Below are 21822 nucleotides of genomic sequence, written 5' to 3'. Positions count from 1 at the left end.
ATAGCGAAACGTGGCCGAAATCGCCATCTGCCATCCGAGCCCAGTCCCCATCGGCGACGCCGCACCGAAGACACCGATCGAACGCATGCCCGAACTCCCGGAAGTCGAAACCGTACGGCTCGGCCTCGCCCCGGCCCTGGTGGGGTCCCGCTTCAGCCGCGTGATCCTGCGGCGTCCGAACCTGCGCTTCCCGTTCCCCGACCGCTTCGCCGAGCGCCTGGAGGGTCGCACGGTCACGGACCTCGCCCGTCGGGCGAAGTACCTCGTGGCCGGTCTCGATTCGGGAGAGTCGCTGATCATGCATCTCGGCATGAGCGGGCGCTTCGACGTGGCCCTGCCGGACGGGCGCAATCTCTCACCCGGCGATTTCTACCTCGAGGGCGCACAGGGCAACGCCAAGCACGACCATGTCGTCATGGCGATGTCGAACGGCGCCACCGTGACCTACAACGACGTCCGGCGCTTCGGTTTCATGGATCTCGTTCCGACCCCCGCCCTGGGCGAGAGCCGGCACTTCGCCGGCATGGGGATCGAACCCCTGAGCGAGGCCCTGACCTCGGACGCCGTCGCGCGCCTGTTCCGCAACAGGATCACGCCGCTGAAGGCCGCCCTCCTGGACCAGCGACTGATCGCCGGTCTCGGCAACATCTACGTCTGCGAGGCCCTTCATCGGGCGGGGCTGCACCCCGAGATGCGGGCGGGACAACTCGCCAGACCGGACGGGACGCCGACACCGAAGGCCCGGCGGCTCGCCAAGGTCATCGGCGAGGTTCTGACCGAGGCCGTGGCGGCCGGAGGATCGACCCTGCGCGATTACGCCCATACCGATGGCGGCAGCGGCGCGTTTCAACACGCGTTCCGGGTCTACGACCGGGTCGGTCACCGTTGTGGAGCGCGGGGATGTACTGGCACGATCGAGCGGATCGTCCAATCCGGGCGATCGACATTCTTTTGCGCGACTTGCCAGATCCGTCCGACAAAATAACGGGGGATGATGACGTGCCGCACCTTCGTTCGGGAAATGCTCGGACCTGGCTCGTTAAAGCTCATTTCGTAAATGGATGCGAACATGATGTCCGGCGAATGGGCATCCGGTTCTTCGGAAGACTGTCCGTCCAACTACACGATGAGCGCTTTCAGCCCGATGCAATCGGCTGGGCCCGGCACCCCGGAGGTGCCGGGCCCAGCCGGTCGGGTTCGCCGGTCCGCTGGAATTCAGGGCACGCATGTACCCCAAAGCGAGCAACGAAGCCGAGCGCCTGAGGGCGCTGCAGGATCTCGACATCCTGCAAGCGGAACCCGAACCGCATTTCGACGCCATCTGCCGCACGGCGGCGGTCCTGTTCGGCATGCCGATCTCCTACGTCTCGCTGATCGCGGCGGACCACCAGCACTTCCTGGCCAAGTGTGGCCTCGACCTCGACGAGACGGCGCGCGAGGGCGCATTCTGCAACTACGCCATCCTGTCGGACGACGTGTTCGTGGTGGAGGATGCCTGGGCGGATCCGCGCTTTCGCGAGAGCCCCCTGGTGATCAATCCGCCGCATGTCCGGTTCTACGCGGGCGCCCCGCTCGTCGCCGAGGCCGGGTTGCGCGTCGGCATCCTCTGCGTCGTCGATCAGGTCCCGCGCCGGTTCGCACCGGAGGATCGCGCGCGGCTGCAAGATCTGGCCTCGGTCGTGGCGGCACAGCTCAGCCTGCATCGGGCGAAGGCCAAGCTGCGGGAGCGCGAGGCCCATTACCGGCTTCTCGCCGAGAACAGCTCCGACATGGTGATCTGGGCCACCCTCGACACCGTGCGCCGCTACGTCTCGCCGGCCTCACGTACCCTCCTGGGCTACGAGGCCGAGGAACTGATCGGCACCCGGCCCCTGGACCAGGTCCATCCCGCCGATGCCGAGGCGTATGGACGGCTCCTGTCCGATCTCGGCGCGGAGCGCGTCACCCGGGCGGTGTCGACCCAGCGCTACCGCCGGAAGGACGGCAACTGGATCTGGGTCGAGGTCAATTTCAACCTGACCTACGATGCCGACGGCGGGCGTGCGACCGGCTACGTGGCTGCGGCGCGCGACATCAGTGCGCGCAAGGAGGCGGAATTCCAGATCGCCCACATGGCACGGCACGACGCCCTGACGGATCTCGCGAATCGGACGCTGTTCCGCGAGCGCCTCGTCCAGGAACTCGCCGTGAGCCAGCGTCGCGGGGCCACCTTCGCCGTCCTCTGTCTCGATCTCGACCGCTTCAAGTTCGTGAACGACACCCTCGGCCACCATGCCGGCGATATCCTGCTGCGGACGGTCGCGAACCGCCTGCGCGCCCTGGTCCGGTCCGAGGACACCGTCGCGCGGATCGGAGGCGACGAGTTCATGATCATCCAGACCGGACCCGTGGTGAGCAGCAGCATCCGGACCCTGGCCCAGCGCCTGATCGAGGTCGTGTCTCAGCCGATCGACGTCGACGGCACCAGCGTCACCGTCGGCGTAAGCGTCGGCGTCGCGATGGCGCCCCAGGACGGGACCGAGCCCGACCTGTTGTGCCGGAATGCCGACCTCGCCCTGTTCCAGGCCAAGGATTCCGGGCGCAACACCTTCCGGCTCTACGAGCCCGGCATGCGCTTCGGTTCGCCCTGACGGGCGGTCACCAGCCCCGGATATCCTCCCCTGTGGGTCGGCGGCCCTGCGGCGTCAGCCCGTTGATGACCTGGGGCAGGGCTTGGGCGAGCTGCGACAGCAGGTTGTCCCGGTCCAGGCCGGTGCGCTGTTGAAGGGCGTTCACCGTGTCCGAACCGAGGGCGTCGGCGAGACGATCGGGCGCCACGGGACGATTCTCGCCGGAGCCGATCCAGGATTCCATGACATCGCCGAGGCCCCCGCGCTGGAAGCGGTCGATCAGCCCGTCGAGCCCGCTGCGGCCGTCCTGCGCCTCGTGATCGAGATGCGCGTAGGGCCCCGCACCGGCGCTGCGATCCTGAGGGGCCGAGGCACGGTCGCCAGGGCCGTCGAGCATCCCGGACAGGTCGCTGAAATCGCCTTCGCGTCCGGGCAGGGGCGAGGCGTCTTCGCCCCGATCGCGGCCGTAGCCCGGCTCCGGGCCGCGGTCCTGGCCGAAGCCGCCGATGTCACCCCCGTCATCGCCGCGGGGCGGGCGGCCCTCGTCGTGACGGCCGCCGCCCAGGAGATCCCCGAGGCCGCCGGCACCCTTCGACATCAGCAGCATCAGGAGGGCCTGAACGATCGGCGACATCGCCCCGCCGAGCATGCCGCCACTTGAGCCGCCACTCGGGCCGCCGCTCCGGTCGGGCTCGCGCCCGCCGCCGAGCACCTGTCCGAGAACGCCGCCGATGACTTGATCGAGCAGACCCATATGCGCTTCTCCCCTGTGTCGATGAATGGTGGCGGCCCCGCGCCGACGCCTCAGTCGCGGCGCGTTCCACCCGTGGCCGCGCGATCCTTCGCCGGAAGGTGGTCCAGCGGGTTCGTACGCGCACCCGGCTTTGCGTCCGATGCGGTGACGGCGGTCGGGGCGGAGATCGCCTTCGGCGGCGCGACCTGGCCAGTCGGCCGCTCGGCGGCGCCGGCCGCGGTGTCGCGGCCGGGCAGGGTGCCGGGCGTCGGCTGATCGTTGGGATTGGCCACCGACTGTGCCGAGGCCGGCCGCAGGCTCGCGGGCCCGACGAGCAGGCCGACGGCGCCCGAGAGGGCGAGGCCCGACAGGAACAGGGCGGTGATCGCACCGCCGGCGCGGGGCCGGAAGGCCGGGCGGCCTGCCCGGGAGCGGGGCGAGAATGGGTGGGTCACGGGACAGGCTCCGAACGGGAGGGGGCGTCTGTTGCCGAACCAAGCCCCGCCGCCGCCGATGGGTTCCGGCCCGCCGCGGGCAAACCGCCGGGGTCCCGTGCGGTCAGCCGCGCTTGCGTCCGCCCCCGCCCTTGTATTTCGGCTTCTGTCCCCCGAGCCCCTGAGTCGAGCGGGCCTTCGGGCGCTCCTGCCAGACCGGAGCGCCGACCGGCAGCTCGCGGTCGGTCCCCGGCCCCATATTGTCGAGGGTCGGCTTGGAAATGCGGCTCTGCTTGGCGCCGAAGCGCCCCGCCTCCCGCTCCACGTCGCCCTGGCGGGCCATGGGATCGTCCGAGACCAGCAACTCCGTGGCCTGCAGGCGTTTCAGTTCGTCGCGCAGGCGCGCGGCCTCCTCGAAGTCGAGATCGGCGGCCGCCGTGCGCATCCGCTTCTCCAGGTCGGCCATGACCGCCTTGAGGTTGTGCCCGATGGTGACGGCGTTCTTGGCGAGCCCCGTATCGACCTGGACGTGGTCGCGCTCGAAGACGCTGTCGAGGATGTCGGCGATGCCGCGCTTCACGCTCTGGGGCGTGATGCCGTGCTCCGCATTGTAGGCGAGCTGCTTGGTCCGGCGGCGCTCGGTCTCGGCCATCGCCCGCTCCATCGAGCCGGTGATGTTGTCCGCATAGAGAATGCAGCGCGCGTCGGCGTTGCGGGCCGCGCGGCCGATGGTCTGAACCAGCGAGGTTTCCGAACGCAGGAAGCCCTCCTTGTCGGCATCCAGGATGGCCACCAGGGCGCATTCCGGAATGTCGAGGCCCTCGCGCAGGAGGTTGATGCCGATCAGCACGTCGAAGGCCCCGAGCCGCAGGTCGCGGATGATCTCGATGCGCTCCAGGGTATCGATGTCGGAGTGCATGTAGCGCACGCGCACGCTGTTCTCGTGCAGGTACTCGGTCAGGTCCTCGGCCATGCGCTTGGTCAGCGTCGTCACCAGGGTGCGGTATCCGGCCTGCGCCACCTCGCGGACTTCGCCCAGGAGATCGTCGACCTGGGAGCGGGCGGGTCGGATCTCGATCACCGGGTCGACGAGGCCGGTGGGGCGGATGACCTGCTCGGCGAAGACGCCGCCGGTCTGCTCCATCTCCCACTTGGCCGGCGTGGCCGAGACGTGGATCGATTGCGGTCGCATCGCGTCCCATTCCTCGAACCGCAGCGGGCGGTTGTCGAGGCAGGAGGGCAGGCGGAAGCCGTACTCGGCCAGGGTCGCCTTGCGGCGGAAGTCGCCCTTGTACATGCCGCCGATCTGCGGAACCGTGACGTGGCTCTCGTCGGTGAAGACCAGGGCGTTGTCCGGCAGGTACTCGAACAGGGTCGGCGGTGGTTCGCCGGGCTTGCGCCCCGTGAGGTAGCGCGAATAATTCTCGATGCCGTTGCAGGCGCCGGTGGCCTCAATCATCTCGATGTCGAAGGTGCAGCGCTGCTCGATGCGCTGCGCCTCGATCAGGCGGCCCATCTTCGTCAGCTCGTCGACCCGCAGCTTGAGCTCGGTCTTGATGCCCTTGATCGCCTGCTGGAGCGTCGGGCGCGGCGTCACATAGTGCGAGTTGGCGTAGACCTTCACGAACTTGAGGTCGTTGATCTTCTTGCCCGTGAGGGGATCGAACTCGGTGATGGATTCGATCTCGTCGCCAAACAGGCCGATGCGCCAGCCGCGGTCTTCCAGGTGGGCGGGCCAGAGTTCGATAACGTCGCCGCGCACCCGGAAGGTGCCGCGGGCGAAGTCCGACTGGATGCGCTTGTACTGGAGCGCCACGAGGTCGGCGATGAGCTGGCGCTGCTCGATCTTCTCCTCAAGCGACACCGTGAACGACATCGCCGTGTAGGTCTCGACCGAGCCGATGCCGTAGATGCAAGAGACCGAGGCGACGATGATGACGTCGTCGCGCTCCAGCAGGGCGCGGGTGGCGGCGTGGCGCATCCGGTCGATCTGTTCGTTGATCGACGATTCCTTCTCGATGAAGGTGTCCGAGCGCGGCACGTAGGCCTCGGGCTGGTAGTAATCGTAGTACGAGACGAAATACTCCACCGCGTTGTCAGGGAAGAAGCTCTTGAACTCGCCATAGAGCTGCGCCGCCAGGGTCTTGTTCGGCGCCAGAATCAGGGCCGGGCGCTGGGTCGCCTCGATGATCTTCGCCATCGTGAAGGTCTTGCCCGAGCCGGTGACGCCGAGCAGCACCTGATCGCGCTCGGCTTTCTTCACGCCGTCCACCAGCTCGGCGATGGCACGGGGCTGATCGCCGGCCGGCTCGAACTCCGATTTGAGCGTGAAGGCGAGACCGCCCTCGGACTTCTTCGGCCGATCCGGCCGGTGCGGCACCCAGGTCTGGCCATCCCGGAACAGCGGGTTGCCTTCGGTGAGCAGGCGCGACAGCGCGTCCACGGTGGCCGAGACGCCGTCCGCGGCCAGCGAGGTCTCCTCATCATCCGCCGGCTCGACCGCCCCCAGGCCCTCCGGGACCGGTCCGTCCTCCGGCGCGCGCAGGCCCAGGGCCTGGGCGAGGCGCGGATCGACGTCGGCTGCTTCGCCATGGGCGAAGGTCGCCTGCGCGGCCTCGCCGAAGCCCATGCCGGAGGCCTTGTCCGGGACGATCGCCGGGGCCTTGATGGAAGCCGAAAGCGCCTGGCTCGAAGCCGCGGGCGCCTGGTTGGAAGCCGCGGGCGCCTTGGCACGTCCGCGCGGCGGCTTCGGCTGCCCCGGACGGGCCGGGGCCGGCGGCGCGACCGGAGGCAGGCGGTTCCGGTTCAGGGCCGGGCTGAGGAGGGCCGCCAAGTGCTCGTCGAGGGGCTGGAGCTCGGGCTTCGACGCCTTGGAATTCGGCGTCCTCGGTGCGGACGCCTTCGTTCCGGAAGCCTTTGCCCCCGCGGCCTTGGGGCCAGCGCCCTCGGCGCCCGCACGCTTGCCGTCCGAGCCCTTGCTGTCCGAGCCCTTGGAATTCCCGACATTCGTGGTCAGAACCTCCGCGTCGGGAGCTGGGTCGGACGCAGCGCGTGGCTTCTTCGGAGTCGGCATGGTGCAAGTATGGTTTCTACCGGCCGCTTGGAAAAGGGTCCGCAGCGGCCGGATGCTGCACGCCCGTCGCTCCGCCGAGGCCGGAAACACCGCACGGGGCGATTTATCGCGCCTCGCCCGCGTGCCCGCCATCCTCGCCATGGCAACGCGGCCGAGCGCGATCCTTATCCTCTGCGATGAACTGGTTCCCGGACTCGAACCGTTCGGACGCCGTTTCATCCAGGCGCCGATCTGTCTCGTCACCACCAATCTCGATCTCGCGACCCAGGCTCCGGGCGATGTCACCGTGGCATGCGGCCGCCTGGACGATCGGCGCTGGCTGCGCGGGCTGGCACGCTTTCACGGCCCGAGCCTGATCGTCGACCAGCGTCGCTGTTCCGAGGCCGAGCGGGCTTTCGCCTTCGCCGTCCTCTATCCCATGCTGGCCCGGGGCGGCGTCTACGCGGTGCCGGAGCGCACGGGATTCCGGGCGCGCCTGCCCGCCCTGAACCCGTCGGCGCGCCTCCTCGACCAGCGGCTCGCGGCCCTGGGCGAAGGGGGCCGACGCCACGGCGGGTACCGGATGGTGGGTAGGCCGGATGCCGCTCCCGCTTCGATCCGCCTCCGGCCCGCGGCCGAGATCCCGGCCCCCTCGGCGATCTCCATCGATGCGCCGCCGTATCGGCGGGCCCTCGCCGAACTGGTCGGGGCGCCGCCGCGGATCGCCGACTTCGCGGCGCGGTTCTCCGGCTCCGAGGCCGTGCCCCCCGGGGCACGCGTCTACCGATTCCGGGATGCCCGCGTCTTCGGGTTCGCACTGGTTCAGGTGGGCGATGCCCTGGTCGAGGAGAGCCTCATCAACCGCGATCGCGGCGATTATCTCGGCGCCCTGACGCTGACGCCCGACGGAACGGGTTCGGTTCACCACACCCTCCCCCATCCGCGCCGGGTGTCCGGCCGCACGGTGCATCTCTGGCAGCTGTGGGCCGAGAATTACGGGCACTGGCTCATCGAGTGCCTGCCCCGTCTCCACGTCGCCGCCCGCGCCGGTCTGCTCGACGGCGCCAAGGTCACCGTTCACGCCATTCCGGCGATGGAAACGGTCTACCGGGACTCCCTGGCGGCCCTGGGCATCGGCGCGGATCGGATCGTCTGGCTCACGCAGCGCGAGGTCGTGTTCGCGGAACTGGTCTATCCGACCCCGATCACCCGGCAGCCGATCACCAAGTCGCCCCTCGTCATCGACTCCGCGCGGGAGATCCGCCAGCGGATCGGCCCCCCGCCCGAGCCGCTGGCGGAGCGGATCTACGTCAGCCGCAACCGCAACGCGCGGCGGCGCCTCGTCAACGAGGCGGAGGTGATCGCCGTGCTGGCGGAGCGCGGCTACCAAACCGTTCATCCGGAGACAGAGTGTTTCGCGCGCCAGGTCCAGATCTTCGCCGCCGCACGCTTCGTCATCGGCGGGATGGGGGCCGCCCTCAGCAACCTCGCCTTCGCCGAGCCCGGCGTGCGCTGCCTGATGCTGACCAACCAGGACATGCTCGACGACTTCTTCCTCGATCTCGTCGGCCTCGTGCGCGGCACCTACGTCTGCATCCACGGCAGCAGCGCCGCACCGGATCTCGGGATGCAGTCCGACTACGCGATTCCGATCGACATCCTGCGAGAGACCCTCGACCGCCACGGGTTCTGACGGCGGCCGCTAAAGAATCCGCCCCTCCGTTCCTCGACACCTGCGCCCGCGGAGCTAGGTTGCGCGCAGGACCGCCGCCGCATCGCGCCCCAGACCGGACAGACCGATGGATCCCGAGACTTCTTCGACAGGCGAGACGTCGCCGAAACCCGAGCTCGACGCCGACACCCTGGCCTTCGCCGCCCGGGTCTTCCAGTACGCCCGCATGGGGCACGCGGAGGATCTCGCGACACTGTTTGGGCAGGGCTTGCCGGCGAACCTGCGCAACGACAAGGGCGACAGCCTCCTGATGCTCGCCGCCTATAACGGACAGGCCGAGGCGACGCGGGTGATCCTCGAGGCGGGCGGCGACCCCGAACTCGCCAACGACCGGGGCCAGACGCCGCTGGCCGGCGCCGCCTTCAAGGGTGACATGGCCATCGCCGGCCTGCTCCTCACCCACGGCGCCCAGGTCGACGGCACGGGGACGGGGAGCCGGACCGCCCTGATGACCGCGGCCATGTTCAACCGCACCGAGATGGTCGCGTTGCTCCTCGCCCACGGCGCCGATCCGGATGCCCGGGACGGCTCGGGGCTCACCGCCGCCGCCCTGGCGGGCTCCATGGGCGCCGCCGACACGCCCGCGCAGCTCGCCGGGGCCGGACGCCCGGGCGCAACGGGCTGATCGGAACCGTTCCCGTCCCAGAATCCGCTGCGGATCGCCCGGCCACGGGGCAACCGAGGTGAGGAATGCTCATGCCGAACACGTTTCGCCGCGGACTCACCGCCCTCATTCTCGCGAGCCTGCCGGGGGCGGCCCTGGCGGCCGACGACTGGCCGATGTTCGGCCGCGACCACACCAACCAGCACTTCTCGCCGCTCACCGGGATCGACCGGGGCAACGTCAAGGCCCTGCGCCCGGCCTGGATCTTCCAGACCGGCATCACCGGCTACTTCCAGGCGGAACCCGTGATGGTGGACGGGACGCTCTACGTCTCGACCACCCAGAACCACGTCGCCGCCCTCGATGCGCGCAGCGGACGGGTGCTGTGGACCTACACCCACAAGGCGCGCACGGAGAAGATCTTCGGGCCGCCCTCGAACCGGGGCGTGGCCGTCTCCGGCGGCAAGGTCTTCGAGGCGACCATGGACGGGCGGATCATCGCCCTCGACGCGGCCACCGGAAAGGTCCTGTGGGACCACGAGGCGGTACGCCCGGAGGAGGGGGAATCGGAGACCGCCTCGGCCCTGGCGGACACGCTCGGGGCCGGCACGGTCCAGGGGTCGAGCCGCCTCGGCTTCAAGATGCCGCCCCTGGTGGCCGACGGCCTCGTCATCGTGGGCGTCGCCGGCGCCGGCTACGGCCTGCACGTGGAAGACGCCAAGGGCGGCCTCGACGGCGGCGCGGTGGTGGGCATCGAAGGCGGCTACGGCCGCCGCGGCTGGCTCGCGGCCTACGACGCCGCCACGGGGGCCGAGCGCTGGCGCTGGTACGTGACCAAGTCGGACGGCTGGGAGGGCGCCTTCTCGGCGACCACGCCCGACGGGGTGCCGCTGCACCGGGACATCGCCGCCGAGAAGGCCGCCGCCCCGGCCCACCCGGAAGCCTGGCGGGTCGGGGGCGGCTCGCTCTGGATGACGCCGGCCTACGACCGGGATCTCGGGCTGATCTACGTCGGCACCGGCAATCCGGCGCCGCAGAATTTCGGCCTCTCGCGCCCGGGCGACAACCTCTACACCATGAGCCTCGTCGCCCTCGACGTCCGTACGGGGCAGTTGCGCTGGTACTATCAGCAGGTCCCGCACGACGAGTGGGGCTACGACGTGGCGAGCCCGCCCTTCCTCCTCGACCAGCCGACGCCGCAGGGCCCGGTCAAGGCCGTGGCGCAGGGCTCGAAGACCGGCTGGCTCTACGTCCACGACCGCATGACGGGGAAACTTCTGGCGAAGTCCGAGCCGCTGATCGCCCAGAAGAACCTCTACGCGCCCCCGACCGAAACCGGAACGGTGGTCAGTCCCGGACCGCTCGGGGCGATCTCCTGGCATCCGGTGGCCTACGATGCGCACCGGGGGACCGCCTTCGCCCAGGTCCGGCACGGAGCGACCACCTACGTGGTCCGAACGGTCCCCGCCTCGGGCGACCGGCCGGCGATCCGCTACACCGAGACCACCGAGGCCAAGGGCGAACCGAGCTTCAGCACCCTGACGGCGGTGGACCTCGCCCGGGGCGGCGCGATCAAGTGGACGGTGAAGGGCGGCAGCCGGCTCTCCGGCGGCACGCTGGCCACCGCCTCGGGCCTCGTCTTCTCCGGTGAGGAGGACGGCCATCTCGACGCCCACGATGCCGAGACCGGTGCGATCCTGTGGCGCTTCCAGTGCGGCGCCGGCATCGGCGGCCCGCCCATCACCTACGCCCTCGACGGCCGGCAGTACGTCGCGGTGGCGGCCGGCGGCGCCTCCTTCACCAAGGGGTCCGGCTTCGGCACCGGCGACGCCCTCGTGGTCTTCGCACTGCCGGATTGAGAACCTGACCGCTCCACGGCCGATGTGAGATGACGGCGCGGGCGGCGCACGGCTTGCGTGCGCCGGTCCAGCGCAACCAGAGACCCTCTCCTCCATGACGACCGACGCCTCCGCATCGCGCCAGCCCGACGACCGCGGCCCGCCCGTGGTGCGCACCATCGCGATGCCCGCCGACACCAACCCGGCCGGGGACATCTTCGGCGGCTGGCTGATGGGCCAGATGGATCTCGCGGCCGGCAACATCGCCGCCCGGCGCTCCCGGGGCCGCTGCGCCACGATCTCGGTGGAGGCCATGACCTTCCACCGACCGGTCATCGTCGGCGACGAGGTGAGCATCTACGCCTGGATCGTGCGGGTCGGCCGCACGTCCATGGGCATCCAGGTGGAGGTCTGGCGCCGGGAGCGCGAGGGCGAGGAGACCATGAAGGTCACCGAGGGACTCTTCACCTTCGTGGCGATCGGCCCGGACCGCCGGCCCCGGGTGATCCCGCCGGAGCCCGAGACCGCCGGGGCGTGAGCCGTCCCGGCCCCTCCCGCCGAGCCGTCCTCGGCGGCGCTCTCGGCCTTGCCGGGAGTCCCGTCTTCGCAGCAGGGCCCGGCTTCGCCGCGGCGCCTTCGTGGTCGGAGGACAGCCTCCAGGCGGCGGCCGCGCGCAAGGGGGTGGCCTACGGCTCGGCGGTGAACGGAACCACCCTGCGCCAGGACCCGGCCTACGGGCGCGCCCTGGCGCGGGAGGCCGGCATCCTCGTCTCCGAGAACGCGATGAAGCTGACCTATGCCTGGCGGGCACCGGACAGCCTCGATTTCACCTACGCGGACGAGGTCGCGGCCTTCGCGGAGACCAACCGCCAGCGCCTGCGCGGCCACACCCTGGTCTGGCACGAGGGCCTGCCGGCCTGGGTCGGCGAACGGCTCGCGGTGGGGGAGGGCGAAGCCTTCCTGCGCCGCTGGATCGGCGCCATGGCCGGTCGCTATCGGGGGCGGATCGAGGCCTGGGACGTGGTCAACGAGATCTGCGGCCCCCAGGACGGGCGCCCGGACGGGCTGCGGCGCACCCCGTGGCTCGCGGCGCTGGGGCCTGCTTACGTCGATCTCGCCTTCCGCATCCAGCACGCGGTTGCACCGGACGCCGCTGGGGTCTGGAACGAGAACGATCTCGAACTCGACGCGGACTGGATCGACCAGCGCCGCGCGATGGTGCTGCGGACCCTGGAGGGGATGCGCCGCCGCGGCGTGCCGATCCGCCGGCTCGGCCTACAGGGGCACCTCTACGCGAAACACCCGCTGAACCAGGACAAGCTGCGCACCTTCCTGCGCGAGGTGGCCAGCCTCGGGCTCGCCATCGAGGTCACGGAACTCGACGTCAACGATCGGACCTACCCCGCCGACCTGAATGCCCGCGACCGGGCGGTGTCCGACCTGGTCCGCCGCTTCCTCGACGTGGTCCTGGACGAGGCGGCGGTGCTCAACGTCCTCACCTGGGACATCACCAACCGGAACACCTGGCTCAACGCCAATCCCGAGCGCCGGCGCCCCGACGGGCTGCTCCAGCGTGCCCTGCCGCTGGATGAGAACCTCGCGCGCACGCCGCTCTGGTCGGCGATGCGCCGGGCCTTCGCCGATGCGCCGGACCACCGGCAGACGCGGGACGCCTTGCGCGGCGCCTGAGCCCCTGGAATCTGTCTTGTCGTCTGTCGTTTCGGGATAACCGGTTTTAGCTGCGCCCCGACAGATCCTAGCGGGGGACCATCCGCGCCTGCTGCGGTCGGTCGCCGGCGTGCTGGCGCAGGAAGGCCGCCATCTCGGCGAGCTCGGGGGCCTTCGACCGGAAGGTCACGGAGAGCGCCAGCAGGGTGTCGGCATGGTCGAGCCCCGCATAGATCCGCTCCTGCACCGGCACGCGGGCAGCGCGCAGCCGCGCGGCGAGGCTGCGCGTGTTGGAAGGGCGCACGGTGGTGTCGCCGTCGCCGGAGGCGAGGAAGGCCGGCGGCGAGTGCGGGCCCGCGAAGGTGATGGGCTGGGTCGCCGCCGTGTCGGGGGCCTCGCCGAACAAGTCCGTGGCGGTGCCTGCATCCAGCGGCAGGAAGTCGTAGGGACCGGACAGGCCCGCCACCGCCCGGATCACCCGCGGATCGACGCCGGCCCGGCGCAGGTAGGACGGGTTGAGCGCGAGCATCACTGCATTGTAGGCGCCGGCCGAATGCCCGGCGAGGACCACCCGGCTCGGGTCGCCCCCATAGGCGGCGATGTTCCGCTCGACCCACGCCAGGGCCTGGGCCCCGTCGTCGAGGAAGTCCGGGAACCGGACCTCCGGATAGAGCCGGTAATCCGGCAGGACGGTCACGAAACCCTGCGCCGCGAGGGCCTGTCCGACGAAGGCATAGTCCTCCTTCGCGCCGTTCTTCCAAGAGCCACCGTAGAAGAACACCAGCACGGGGGCGCCGGTGGGGCCGGCCACGGGGGTGAAGACGTCGAGGCGCTGGCGCGGATGGGCGCCGAACGCGGCGTCCTTCAGGCTGATCCGTCCGCCCTGGTCCCGGGGACCGATCGCGTCGAAGAAGGCGAGGGGGGAGCAGGCCGTGATGCCGAGCGCGACGAGCGCGAGTCCGGCGAGGCTGGCAAGGACGGCAAGAACCCGGGTCATGCATCTCTCTGTTGGGGGGCGAGCCCCCTGTGACAGGGCCGGCGCGGCGGATTCATGGCGCGAATGCAATTCATGGCGCGAGGTCGATTTGTGGCGACCTGTCGCGTCGCGGTGCGATGCGGGTCCTCAGGTTCTTGGCGTCCCGATCAGGTTCTGAGGACGAGGCAGGCGCCGCCCACCTGCCGGATGCGCCCGCACAGGCCGTCGGCGGCCTCCCGGCTCTGGGCCGGGATGCGGATGCGGTAGAAGGCGCGGGTGCCGCGGCTGCGCAGGCGGGTGCCGATGATCATCGGACGAACGTCGCCGATCACGCTTGTGTAGAGCTTCCGTGTTCGCGCGAAGCTCTGCAGCGCCAGCGATTTCGAGAAGTTTCCGGCGAGCTGGATGCCCCAGGGCGCCGCCGGCCCCTCGTTTCCGCCGAGGGCGAACCGGTCGCCGCGCGACGGAATGCGCAGCGCCGCCGTCACCTTGAGGCAGCTGGTCTCGGAATTGGCCCCGGGCTCAGAAGCCGCGGCCTCGGATTTCTTCGGTCCGAGATCCTGGGTCTCCGGCGTCTTGGTCTCTTGCGTCTTGATCTCTTGCGTCTTGGTCGAACCGTCCTTCACTTTCGGCGCGTCCTCCTCGGGCATCTCGATCGCCGCGCCCGGGCGCCAGGCTTCCGCGGGCGAGCCCGTGATCGCCAGGACGTAGTTCCGGGTCTCGGTGGGCAGGCCGCCGCTGCCCGCGAGCCAGGCCGAGACCCGGCCCGGCCCGCCGTTGTAAGCCGCCGCCGCCAGCCCGAGATTGCCGAATTGCCGGTTGAGGTCGGCGAGCAGATGAGCCGCGTGCGGGATCGCCTGCTCGGGATCGAACGGATCGGTCAGGCCGCGCTCCCGGGCCGTACCCGGCATGAACTGGGCGACGCCCTGCGCGCCCACGGGGCTCACGGCGGTGACCCGGAAGGCGCTCTCGCGCCAGATCAGGCGCGTCAGGAACGGCACCGGCAGGCCGCGGGCCTTGGCCGAGCCCTCGATGAGGCGGCACAGGGCCTGTTCGACCGTCTCCGTCGCGCCCTCGGCGGCGGCGCGAGCCGACCCTGGGGCTAGGACACCGAGGAGGAGGGACAGCAGGGCGGCGGAGAGACGGCGAAGGGGCAAGGTCACGGTCGGGTTGTAGAGCGTGCGCGCCGACGATCAATTACAAACGCCCCCGACCGCGTCGCATCCGCGTTCGCCGATCCCGTCCGCCCACGCTATAACCCGCGTGCTGGCGAATTCCGCCCCGCTGCAGAACAGGCCTCGATGCCCGAAACGCTCCTCGACGTTCAGGACCTGTCGGTCGCCTTCCGGGCGCGGGAGCGCGAGACCCGCGCCGTGGATCGCGTGAGCTTCACCATCACGGCCGGAGAGACGCTGGCCCTCGTGGGGGAATCCGGCTCGGGCAAGTCGGTGACGGCCCTCTCGATCCTGCGCCTCCTCGACGGCAGCGCTTACCATCCGGGCGGCCGCATCCTGTTCAAGGGCGAAGACCTGCTGACCCTGCCGGAGAAGCGCCTGCGCGGCATCCGCGGCGCCGACATCACCATGGTGTTCCAGGAGCCGATGACCTCCCTGAACCCGCTGCACACGATCCAGCGGCAGATCGGCGAGGTGCTGGAGGTGCATCGCGGACTGTCCGGTCGCAAGGCGCGGGCCCGCATCCTCGAATTGCTCGAACTGGTCGGGCTGCGCGACGCCGAGCGCCGCCTCAACGCCTATCCGCACGAGCTCTCGGGCGGACAGCGCCAGCGCGTGATGATCGCAATGGCGCTCGCCTGCGAGCCCGAACTGCTGGTGGCCGACGAACCGACCACCGCCCTCGACGTGACCGTCCAGGCGCAGATTCTCACCCTGCTGGCCGACCTGCAGAAGCGCCTCGGCATGGCGATGCTGTTCATCACCCACGACCTCGGCATCGTGCAGCGTATCGCCGACAACGTCTGCGTCATGCTCGCCGGGCGCGTCGTCGAGGCCGGCCCGGTGGCGGAGATCTTCGCCCGGCCGCAGCACGACTACACCCGCCGCCTCCTCGCCTCGGAGCCGAAGGGCCGAGCCAACCCGGTTCCCCCCGAAGCCGGGTGCCTCCTGGAGGCCGGCCCGCTCAAGGTCTGGTTCCCGATCCGCGAGGGTTTGTTGCGCCGGACCACCAGCCACGTGAAGGCGGTGGACGGGGTGTCCCTGCGGGTCCGGGCCGGCGAGACCGTCGGGGTCGTCGGCGAATCCGGTTCGGGCAAGACCACCCTCGGCCTGGCGCTCCTGCGCCTCACCGGCTGCGAGGGCCCCATCGTGTTCCTCGGCCGCTCCATCGCGGGCCTGCCGCCCGCCGCCATGCGCCCGATCCGACGCGACATGCAGGTGGTCTTTCAGGACCCCTACGGCTCGCTCTCGCCGCGCATGACGGTGGCGGACATCGTCGCCGAGGGGCTGGTGGTCCAGGGCGCGGTGAAGACGCGGGCCGAGCGGCAGGCGGTCGTCGCCAAGGCCCTCGACGATGTCGGCCTCGATCCGGCGACCATGAACCGCTACCCGCACGAGTTCTCCGGCGGCCAGCGGCAGCGCATCGCCATCGCGCGGGCCATCGTGCTCAAACCCAAATTCGTCGTCCTGGACGAGCCGACCTCGGCCCTCGACCGCTCGGTCCAGGCCCAGATCGTCACCCTCCTGCGCGACCTACAGCGCGAGCGCGGGCTCGCCTACCTGTTCATCAGCCACGACCTCAAGGTGGTGCGGGCGCTGGCGAACTACGTGCTGGTGATGCAGAACGGCCGCGTCGTCGAGGAGGGCCCGGCCGAGGACATCTTCGCCGCGCCGAAGACCGCCTACACCCAGGCGCTGTTCGCCGCCGCCTTCGATCTCCAGAGCGACGCCGTCGCCGATCCGATCCCGGCCTGAGGGGAACGGGCATGCCGCGCGCCTTCCTCATCGTGCTCGATTCCGTCGGCATCGGCGGCGCGCCGGATGCCGCTCGCTACGGCGATGCCGGGTCCGATACGGTCGGACACATCGCCCGCGCCTGCGCCGAGGGGCGGGGCGACCGGGCTGGCCTGCGGCAGGGCCCCCTGGCACTCCCGAACCTGGCCCGCCTCGGCCTCGGGCTGGCGGCGATGGGCGCGACCGGCGCGGTGCCGCCCGGTCTCGCGATCCCCGGCGCCCCGACGGGCGCCTACGGCCACGCGGTCGAGGTCGCCGCCGGCAAGGACACACCCTCGGGTCACTGGGAGATCGCCGGCGTGCCGGTCCGCGAGCCCTGGGGCTACTTCCCCGTCGCGGTCCCGACCTTCCCGGCCGCGCTGACGGAGTCGCTGATCGCGCGAGCCGGCCTGCCGGGCATCCTCGGGGACTGCCACGCCGCCGGCGTCGCGATCATCGACAGCCTGGGCGCCGAGCATGTCCGGACCGGCTGGCCGATCTGCTACACCTCCGCCGACAGCGTGTTCCAGATCGCGGCGCACGAGGACAGCTTCGGGTTGGAGCGGCTCTACGACACCTGCCGGATCGCCCGCGAGCTCTGCGACGCCTACCGGGTCGGCCGGGTCATCGCCCGGCCCTTCGTCGGCAGCGCGCAGGACGGGTTCCGGCGCACCGCCAACCGCAAGGACTATGCGGTCGAACCACCCGGCCGGACCCTCCTGGACGTGCTCCGAGCCTCCGGGCGGAGCGTCGTCAGCGTGGGCAAGATCGGCGACATCTTCGCCCATCGGGCGACCGGGCAGGAGATCAAGGTTGGCGGCAACACCGCGTGTCTCGATGCCGCGCTGACGGCATTCGCGGCGCTGCCGGAGGGCGGCCTCGTCTTCCTCAACCTCGTCGACTTCGACACCGAGCATGGCCATCGCCGGGACGTGCCCGGCTACGCCGCCGAACTCGAACGCTTCGACGCCCGGCTGCCCGAGATCCACGACGTGCTGCGTCCCGGAGACCTCTGCATCATCACTGCGGACCACGGCAACGATCCGACCTGGGGCGGAACCGAACACACTCGGGAACAGGTTCCCGTGCTGGCCTTCGGCCCCGGCGTCTCGCCGGGGTCCCTGGGCCGACGCGAAACCTTCGCGGATATCGGCGCGACCCTCGCGCAGCATCTCGGGGTCGCGCGCCTCGATGCGGGGACGGGCTGGCACTGACGGACGAGAGGGGAGCACCATGCGCAACGAGGACGACCGAGCCATCCGGCAGACCATCGCTCACCGGGTCGGCGAACCGTTGGACACGCTGTCGGTCGAGGATCTCGAGGAGCGGATCCGCCTGTTGCGGTCCGAGGTGGAGCGGCTGGAGACGGCGCGGCACGCCAAGAAGGCAGCCCTGGAGCGGGCGGGCTCCCTCTTTCGGCTCTAGGGCCTCCCCCGAAGGAATCGCTTTAAAGTTACATTTCCTGCGAAGGAATTCCCGCTTTCCCCCAAATGGGGGATGAAGGCCGCCCAACCCCACGCTTGAATACTCTCCAAACCACGGGCGAGGGCGGTCATGCTGGAGAGATGGACGATGGCGCCATGGATGCGCCGGCGGGTTGCGCGACACGTGCAGCGGGGCACGAGCGATCGGATGATCGCCTGCCTGATCAATCCGGCCCCGGCGCCCTTACCCGACAGCGTCGCGCCGACCGCGAACAGCGCCGAGATCACCGTCCAGTATGATCTGTCGAACGTCATCCTGTTCCGCGCCCTCGCGGCGAATCGGGTGGGCGGCGGCCGGGACGCCCGGTGACCTCCGCCGTCACCGGATCAGGCTGAGGCCCGAGATCAGCCGGGCCAGATCGACCTGGCGCGTCACACCTGTCTTGGCGAAGATCGCCTTGACCTGACCGCGAATGGTTTCCGGCCGCACGCTCTGCTGCGCGGCGAGGATCGCGATGGTGACGCCGTCCGCGATGCCCCGCGCGATCCGCGCCTCGGCCGCCGTCAGGTCGAACAGACCGGCCAGCAATTCGGTGCCCGGGACGGGACGCGGCAGGACCGGGGCGGCGATCATCAGGAGGGTGCCGCCACCGAAGACGTCCTGGGCCTGCCCGCGCATGGGCAGCAGGTGGAGAACCATGGCGGGATGGTCGTCGTCGGCCGGGATCGGAATGGAGCGCGCCGCCTGCGCCCGCTGACCGGCGAGCACGTCCGCCATGAGGGCGTCCGCACCGGGATGGGCAAGGGCGACCCGCTCGCGCTGATCGCGCACCACCCGCGGCACGAGGCCGGTGAAACTCGCATTGCGTTCCTGCAGGCGCCCGTGGCGTGAGAGGACGGCCGCCGGGAGGCCCAGCACCTCCAGGGCGCCCACCGCGGCGCGTGCCCGTTCCAGCTTCAGCCGGGCCGAGACGAGGGCCGCGCGGCCCAGATGCGGCCGCAGGGTGTCGAGGACCACCGTCGCGGCCTGCGGGACCGGACCGTCCGTGTAGCGCCGCTCGATGCTGAAGATCAGCGTGTCGCCGGTGGTCAGCGGGCAGGCGGTGGCGGCACCCCATCCGAGCCCGCGCGGACGCAGGAATTGCTGGATCAGGACGTCCTGCTCCAGTTCGGCCTGGGTGTAGACGTCCTGCTCGCGGATGAAGCCCGCATGGCGGGCGGCGAGAAGCTTCGCCGTGCGCTGGCCGGCGCTGCTCCAACCCCCGGCGGCGAAATCGGCCATGACCTGATCGAGGGATTCGCTGTTGATCCAGCGATGGGTTTCAAGATCGGCCGCGATCAGGACCGTTCCCTGGGCGCCGGCGATGGCGGCGAGTCGGTCCAGGACCGCAGGCCACAGCTCGGGCAGGATCGCCGCCTCGTAGATGAGGTCCGTCAGGGTTTCGAAATCACCCTGTCCCGTCGACTCCCGCACGGCTCGTGATCCACAGCCCAAGGTTTCTACTTCGTAAATATCATGGGGGCAAAGCTTCGAGCCCGACAAGCGTCTTCGAGACGGAATCCCGTGATCTGCCCGTCGGATACGGGAAACCCGACGGGATTCGACCTCCGTGGCCCCGGGGAGGTCTCGTCAGCCGATCTCTTCGTGTTAGGGGAGGGGGCGACGGGGAACCTTCGGCCGACACGACCGGTCCTGTCGATGCGGAGCGGGGGCGGGGAGTTTGGCGTGCGGCATTGGCGCGAAGGACCGGGTGACCGACGAAGCTACCACCACGGCAACCTCAAAGAGGCGCTGATCGAGGCGGCGCGCCGCTTCATCGCCGAGCGCGGCATCGGCGGCTTCACGCTGGTGGATGCGGCCCGCCTCGTCGGCGTCACGCCGGCGGCGCTCTACCGCCATTTCCGCGGGCGCGAGGCCCTGCTCGAAGAGGTGGCCGGCCGCGGCTTCGCCGACCTCGCCGAGCGCCTCGCCCGCGCCCTCACGGCCAAGGGCACGCCGCTGGAGCGGTTCACCCGGATGGGCGAGGCGTATCTGGCTTTCGCCGAGGAAGAACCCGGCTACTACGCGGCGATCTTCGAGACCCGCGGCCTCGCCGCCGCCGAACCGAACGCAGTGCCGAGCCTCCGACCGAGCCCGTTCGACCTCCTGGTGGAGGCCCTTCAGGCGACCTTTCCGGAGGGGTTCGGGGGCGTCGCGCCCCGGTTCATCGCCCTGGAGGTCTGGGCCCTCGCACACGGCCTCGCAACCCTCTCCGCGTCCGGACACCTGCCGAAATCCGCCGGCATGCCGGACAAGTACGAGCTGCTGCGCGCGGGCGTGCTCGCCCTCGTCCACGGCGCAGCAGCGGGCGGCCGGACGCGCGAACAGGCCTGACCGATTAAGCGCCCCTTGAAAGCGCGTCGCTCCATCCGCAAGTGAATGTCGTTCACATTTACATTGGAGCCGTGAGCCGTGAGCTTCTCTTCCTCCCCCTTCACCACCGGGAAGGTCTGCCGTAGCGGCCCCTTCCCCAAGCGATCCCTCGAAATCGGCGCCATCGTCGTCGCCTTCGTCTACTGGTGGCCCCTGGCCGCCGCCTACATCGCCTGGAAGGTCGCGGGGTATCCCGCGCTCAGCGAGTTGCGGGGCCTCGCCGGCCGCGGCTTCTCGTGGAACGCGAGCGCGACGCGCTCGCGCTTCGCCGCGGCGTTCGAGTCCGCCAATGGCGGCAGCACCGGCAACCTCGCCTTCGATGCCTACCGCCGCAGCGAGATCGAGCGGCTCGATGCGCAGCGCCGGGCCCTGCAGGAGGAGAGCCGCGCCTTCGCCGAGTTCGTCGAGGAGCTGAAGCGGGCCAAGGACCGCGAGCAGTTCGACGCCTTCATGCAGAAGCGCCGCAGCGCGGACGCCACCCGCGCGGTCTGAGCGACCTCTCCGCCGAAATGGAATGACGCGAGGGCTTCCGGCGCAGGTCGGGAGCCCTTTTTGCCGGGCGCAATCCGTCCGAAGACCTCGCTCGCAATCCCACGATGCTCTAGAAATCCGGTCCCGGTCTTGCCTCGGTCTCCCGCCGCCCAGGATCAGACCTCGGCTTCATGGAGATCCAGCGATGCAGCCAGCCGCCGCGACCGTCCGGGTGGTGGACCACCCCCTCGTGCAGCACAAGCTGACCCTGCTGCGCCAGCGCGAGCGTTCGACCAAGGGCTTCCGGCAGATCCTCAACGAGATCGGCATGCTGCTGGCCTACGAGGTCACCCGGGACCTGCCCCTGGAGACGGTGACGATCGAGACGCCGATCCAGTCGATGGAGGCGCCGCAGATCGCCGGCAAGAAGCTGGTTCTGGCGCCGATCCTGCGGGCCGGCGTCGGCTTTCTCGACGGCATGCTGTCCCTGGTGCCCTCGGCCCGCGTGGCGCATGTGGGGCTCTACCGCGACCCCGAGACTCTGGAAGCGGTGGAATACTACTTCAAGGCGCCCTCCGATCTGGTCGACCGGACGGTTCTCGTGCTCGACCCGATGCTCGCGACCGCGAACTCGGCGGTGGCGGCGATCAACCTCCTGAAGCAGCGCGGCGCGCAGGACCTGCGCTTCGTCTGCCTGCTCGCGGCCCCGGAGGGCATCGCCCGCCTGCAGGCCGCCCACCCGGATGTCCCCGTCTGGACCGCCGCCATCGACAGCCATCTCAACGACCACGGCTACATCGTCCCGGGCCTCGGCGATGCCGGCGACCGGATGTACGGCACCCGCTGAGCACCGCCCGCGCGGCGTGATCTCGCCGAGCCGCGATCTTGCCAAGCCGTGATCTTGCCAAGCCGTGATCTTG

Annotated in this window: 20 protein-coding genes; 14 read left to right on the top strand and 6 right to left on the bottom strand. The window is 70.4% G+C overall.

Annotation, left to right across the window (positions count from 1 at the left end; genetic code table 11):
• Positions 1-85: 85 nt before the first annotated feature.
• Together mutM and ASF18_RS09780 are read left to right on the top strand one after the other, a co-directional pair.
• The gene (gene mutM / locus ASF18_RS09785; protein ID WP_056351243.1) at positions 86-985 is read left to right on the top strand and encodes a bifunctional DNA-formamidopyrimidine glycosylase/DNA-(apurinic or apyrimidinic site) lyase; all 900 of its coding nucleotides are present in this window, start codon (positions 86-88) and stop codon (positions 983-985) included.
• A 241-nt stretch (positions 986-1226) separates the two neighbouring features.
• Positions 1227-2630 (top strand): sensor domain-containing diguanylate cyclase, encoded by a 1404-nt coding sequence (locus ASF18_RS09780; RefSeq protein ID WP_244472647.1) that lies wholly within the window; start codon positions 1227-1229, stop codon positions 2628-2630.
• Positions 2631-2637: 7 nt separating this feature from the next.
• Here the strand turns inward: ASF18_RS09780 and ASF18_RS09775 are convergent, their stop codons facing one another.
• From ASF18_RS09775 to uvrB, 3 genes are all read right to left on the bottom strand, one after another.
• Entirely contained in the window at positions 2638-3363 is a 726-nt protein-coding gene (locus ASF18_RS09775) for a YidB family protein (protein ID WP_056351131.1), read from the bottom strand.
• Between the two features lie 50 nt (positions 3364-3413).
• Positions 3414-3797 carry a hypothetical protein gene (locus ASF18_RS09770; protein WP_338011826.1) on the bottom strand — a complete coding sequence of 128 codons (384 nt, stop codon included), beginning with the start codon at positions 3795-3797 and terminating at the stop codon, positions 3414-3416.
• 103 nt (positions 3798-3900) lie between these two features.
• The gene (gene uvrB, locus ASF18_RS09765) at positions 3901-6849 is read right to left on the bottom strand and encodes an excinuclease ABC subunit UvrB (protein WP_244472646.1); all 2949 of its coding nucleotides are present in this window, start codon (positions 6847-6849) and stop codon (positions 3901-3903) included.
• A gap of 52 nt (positions 6850-6901) precedes the next feature.
• Between uvrB and ASF18_RS09760 the strand changes: the two genes are divergently transcribed.
• From ASF18_RS09760 to ASF18_RS09740, 5 genes are all read left to right on the top strand, one after another.
• Positions 6902-8521, top strand: a complete 1620-nt coding sequence (locus tag ASF18_RS09760) for a glycosyltransferase family 61 protein (protein ID WP_056351129.1) — start codon at positions 6902-6904, stop codon at positions 8519-8521.
• A 106-nt stretch (positions 8522-8627) separates the two neighbouring features.
• A complete protein-coding gene (locus ASF18_RS09755; RefSeq protein WP_056351128.1) occupies positions 8628-9185 on the top strand; it encodes an ankyrin repeat domain-containing protein in 558 nt (185 codons plus the stop codon).
• A gap of 71 nt (positions 9186-9256) precedes the next feature.
• Positions 9257-11023, top strand: a complete 1767-nt coding sequence (locus ASF18_RS09750; RefSeq protein ID WP_244472645.1) for a PQQ-binding-like beta-propeller repeat protein — start codon at positions 9257-9259, stop codon at positions 11021-11023.
• 94 nt (positions 11024-11117) lie between these two features.
• Positions 11118-11540 (top strand): acyl-CoA thioesterase, encoded by a 423-nt coding sequence (locus ASF18_RS09745; RefSeq protein ID WP_056222674.1) that lies wholly within the window; start codon positions 11118-11120, stop codon positions 11538-11540.
• A complete protein-coding gene (locus tag ASF18_RS09740; protein ID WP_056351123.1) occupies positions 11537-12691 on the top strand; it encodes an endo-1,4-beta-xylanase in 1155 nt (384 codons plus the stop codon). The genes ASF18_RS09745 and ASF18_RS09740 overlap by 4 nt, the downstream gene beginning before the upstream one ends.
• A gap of 67 nt (positions 12692-12758) precedes the next feature.
• Here the strand turns inward: ASF18_RS09740 and ASF18_RS09735 are convergent, their stop codons facing one another.
• The gene (locus tag ASF18_RS09735) at positions 12759-13667 is read right to left on the bottom strand and encodes an alpha/beta hydrolase (protein WP_056222669.1); all 909 of its coding nucleotides are present in this window, start codon (positions 13665-13667) and stop codon (positions 12759-12761) included.
• A gap of 146 nt (positions 13668-13813) precedes the next feature.
• Positions 13814-14809, bottom strand: coding sequence for a lytic transglycosylase domain-containing protein (locus tag ASF18_RS09730; RefSeq protein ID WP_200917554.1), 996 nt, complete (start codon positions 14807-14809; stop codon positions 13814-13816).
• Positions 14810-14947: 138 nt separating this feature from the next.
• Between ASF18_RS09730 and ASF18_RS09725 the strand changes: the two genes are divergently transcribed.
• The 4 genes from ASF18_RS09725 to ASF18_RS23650 all read left to right on the top strand — a co-directional run bounded on the left by ASF18_RS09725 (position 14948) and on the right by ASF18_RS23650 (position 18388).
• Positions 14948-16576: an ABC transporter ATP-binding protein gene (locus ASF18_RS09725; protein ID WP_056351122.1), complete on the top strand. Its 1629-nt coding sequence runs from the start codon at positions 14948-14950 to the stop codon at positions 16574-16576.
• A gap of 11 nt (positions 16577-16587) precedes the next feature.
• Entirely contained in the window at positions 16588-17808 is a 1221-nt protein-coding gene (locus ASF18_RS09720; RefSeq protein WP_056351120.1) for a phosphopentomutase, read from the top strand.
• A gap of 19 nt (positions 17809-17827) precedes the next feature.
• A complete protein-coding gene (locus ASF18_RS09715; RefSeq protein WP_056351118.1) occupies positions 17828-18019 on the top strand; it encodes a DUF1192 domain-containing protein in 192 nt (63 codons plus the stop codon).
• 207 nt (positions 18020-18226) lie between these two features.
• The gene (locus ASF18_RS23650) at positions 18227-18388 is read left to right on the top strand and encodes a hypothetical protein (RefSeq protein WP_156649756.1); all 162 of its coding nucleotides are present in this window, start codon (positions 18227-18229) and stop codon (positions 18386-18388) included.
• 9 nt (positions 18389-18397) lie between these two features.
• Here the strand turns inward: ASF18_RS23650 and ASF18_RS09710 are convergent, their stop codons facing one another.
• Positions 18398-19492 (bottom strand): helix-turn-helix transcriptional regulator, encoded by a 1095-nt coding sequence (locus tag ASF18_RS09710; RefSeq protein WP_056351115.1) that lies wholly within the window; start codon positions 19490-19492, stop codon positions 18398-18400.
• A gap of 252 nt (positions 19493-19744) precedes the next feature.
• Between ASF18_RS09710 and ASF18_RS09705 the strand changes: the two genes are divergently transcribed.
• From ASF18_RS09705 to upp, 3 genes are all read left to right on the top strand, one after another.
• On the top strand, positions 19745-20392 hold the full coding sequence (locus ASF18_RS09705) for a TetR/AcrR family transcriptional regulator (RefSeq protein WP_056222983.1): 648 nt from the start codon (positions 19745-19747) through the stop codon (positions 20390-20392).
• Between the two features lie 78 nt (positions 20393-20470).
• Positions 20471-20923 carry a DUF2852 domain-containing protein gene (locus ASF18_RS09700; protein WP_056351113.1) on the top strand — a complete coding sequence of 151 codons (453 nt, stop codon included), beginning with the start codon at positions 20471-20473 and terminating at the stop codon, positions 20921-20923.
• A gap of 184 nt (positions 20924-21107) precedes the next feature.
• Positions 21108-21749: a uracil phosphoribosyltransferase gene (gene upp / locus ASF18_RS09695; protein ID WP_056222654.1), complete on the top strand. Its 642-nt coding sequence runs from the start codon at positions 21108-21110 to the stop codon at positions 21747-21749.
• Positions 21750-21822 lie beyond the last annotated feature (73 nt).

Origin of the sequence: Methylobacterium sp. Leaf89 (assembly GCF_001422215.1) — a bacterium.
In the GTDB taxonomy this organism is placed as follows: Bacteria; Pseudomonadota; Alphaproteobacteria; order Rhizobiales; family Beijerinckiaceae; genus Methylobacterium.
The sequence above is the reverse complement of the archived record's forward strand: the minus strand, read 5'-3'. Positions and strand labels throughout refer to the sequence as shown.

What these genes read in the sequence shown, in the direction of transcription:
- ASF18_RS09720 (WP_056351120.1), top strand. Translation starts at nt 16,588, where the DNA reads ATGCCGCGCGCCTTCCTCATCGTGCTCGATTCCGTCGGCATCGGCGGC.
- ASF18_RS09780 (WP_244472647.1), top strand. Translation starts at nt 1,227, where the DNA reads ATGTACCCCAAAGCGAGCAACGAAGCCGAGCGCCTGAGGGCGCTGCAG.
- ASF18_RS09745 (WP_056222674.1), top strand. Translation starts at nt 11,118, where the DNA reads ATGACGACCGACGCCTCCGCATCGCGCCAGCCCGACGACCGCGGCCCG.
- ASF18_RS09715 (WP_056351118.1), top strand. Translation starts at nt 17,828, where the DNA reads ATGCGCAACGAGGACGACCGAGCCATCCGGCAGACCATCGCTCACCGG.
- upp (WP_056222654.1), top strand. Translation starts at nt 21,108, where the DNA reads ATGCAGCCAGCCGCCGCGACCGTCCGGGTGGTGGACCACCCCCTCGTG.
- ASF18_RS09760 (WP_056351129.1), top strand. Translation starts at nt 6,902, where the DNA reads ATGCTGCACGCCCGTCGCTCCGCCGAGGCCGGAAACACCGCACGGGGC.
- mutM (WP_056351243.1), top strand. Translation starts at nt 86, where the DNA reads ATGCCCGAACTCCCGGAAGTCGAAACCGTACGGCTCGGCCTCGCCCCG.
- ASF18_RS09735 (WP_056222669.1), bottom strand. Translation starts at nt 13,667, where the DNA reads ATGACCCGGGTTCTTGCCGTCCTTGCCAGCCTCGCCGGACTCGCGCTC.
- uvrB (WP_244472646.1), bottom strand. Translation starts at nt 6,849, where the DNA reads ATGCCGACTCCGAAGAAGCCACGCGCTGCGTCCGACCCAGCTCCCGAC.
- ASF18_RS09775 (WP_056351131.1), bottom strand. Translation starts at nt 3,363, where the DNA reads ATGGGTCTGCTCGATCAAGTCATCGGCGGCGTTCTCGGACAGGTGCTC.
- ASF18_RS09725 (WP_056351122.1), top strand. Translation starts at nt 14,948, where the DNA reads ATGCCCGAAACGCTCCTCGACGTTCAGGACCTGTCGGTCGCCTTCCGG.
- ASF18_RS09750 (WP_244472645.1), top strand. Translation starts at nt 9,257, where the DNA reads ATGCCGAACACGTTTCGCCGCGGACTCACCGCCCTCATTCTCGCGAGC.
- ASF18_RS09755 (WP_056351128.1), top strand. Translation starts at nt 8,628, where the DNA reads ATGGATCCCGAGACTTCTTCGACAGGCGAGACGTCGCCGAAACCCGAG.
- ASF18_RS23650 (WP_156649756.1), top strand. Translation starts at nt 18,227, where the DNA reads ATGATCGCCTGCCTGATCAATCCGGCCCCGGCGCCCTTACCCGACAGC.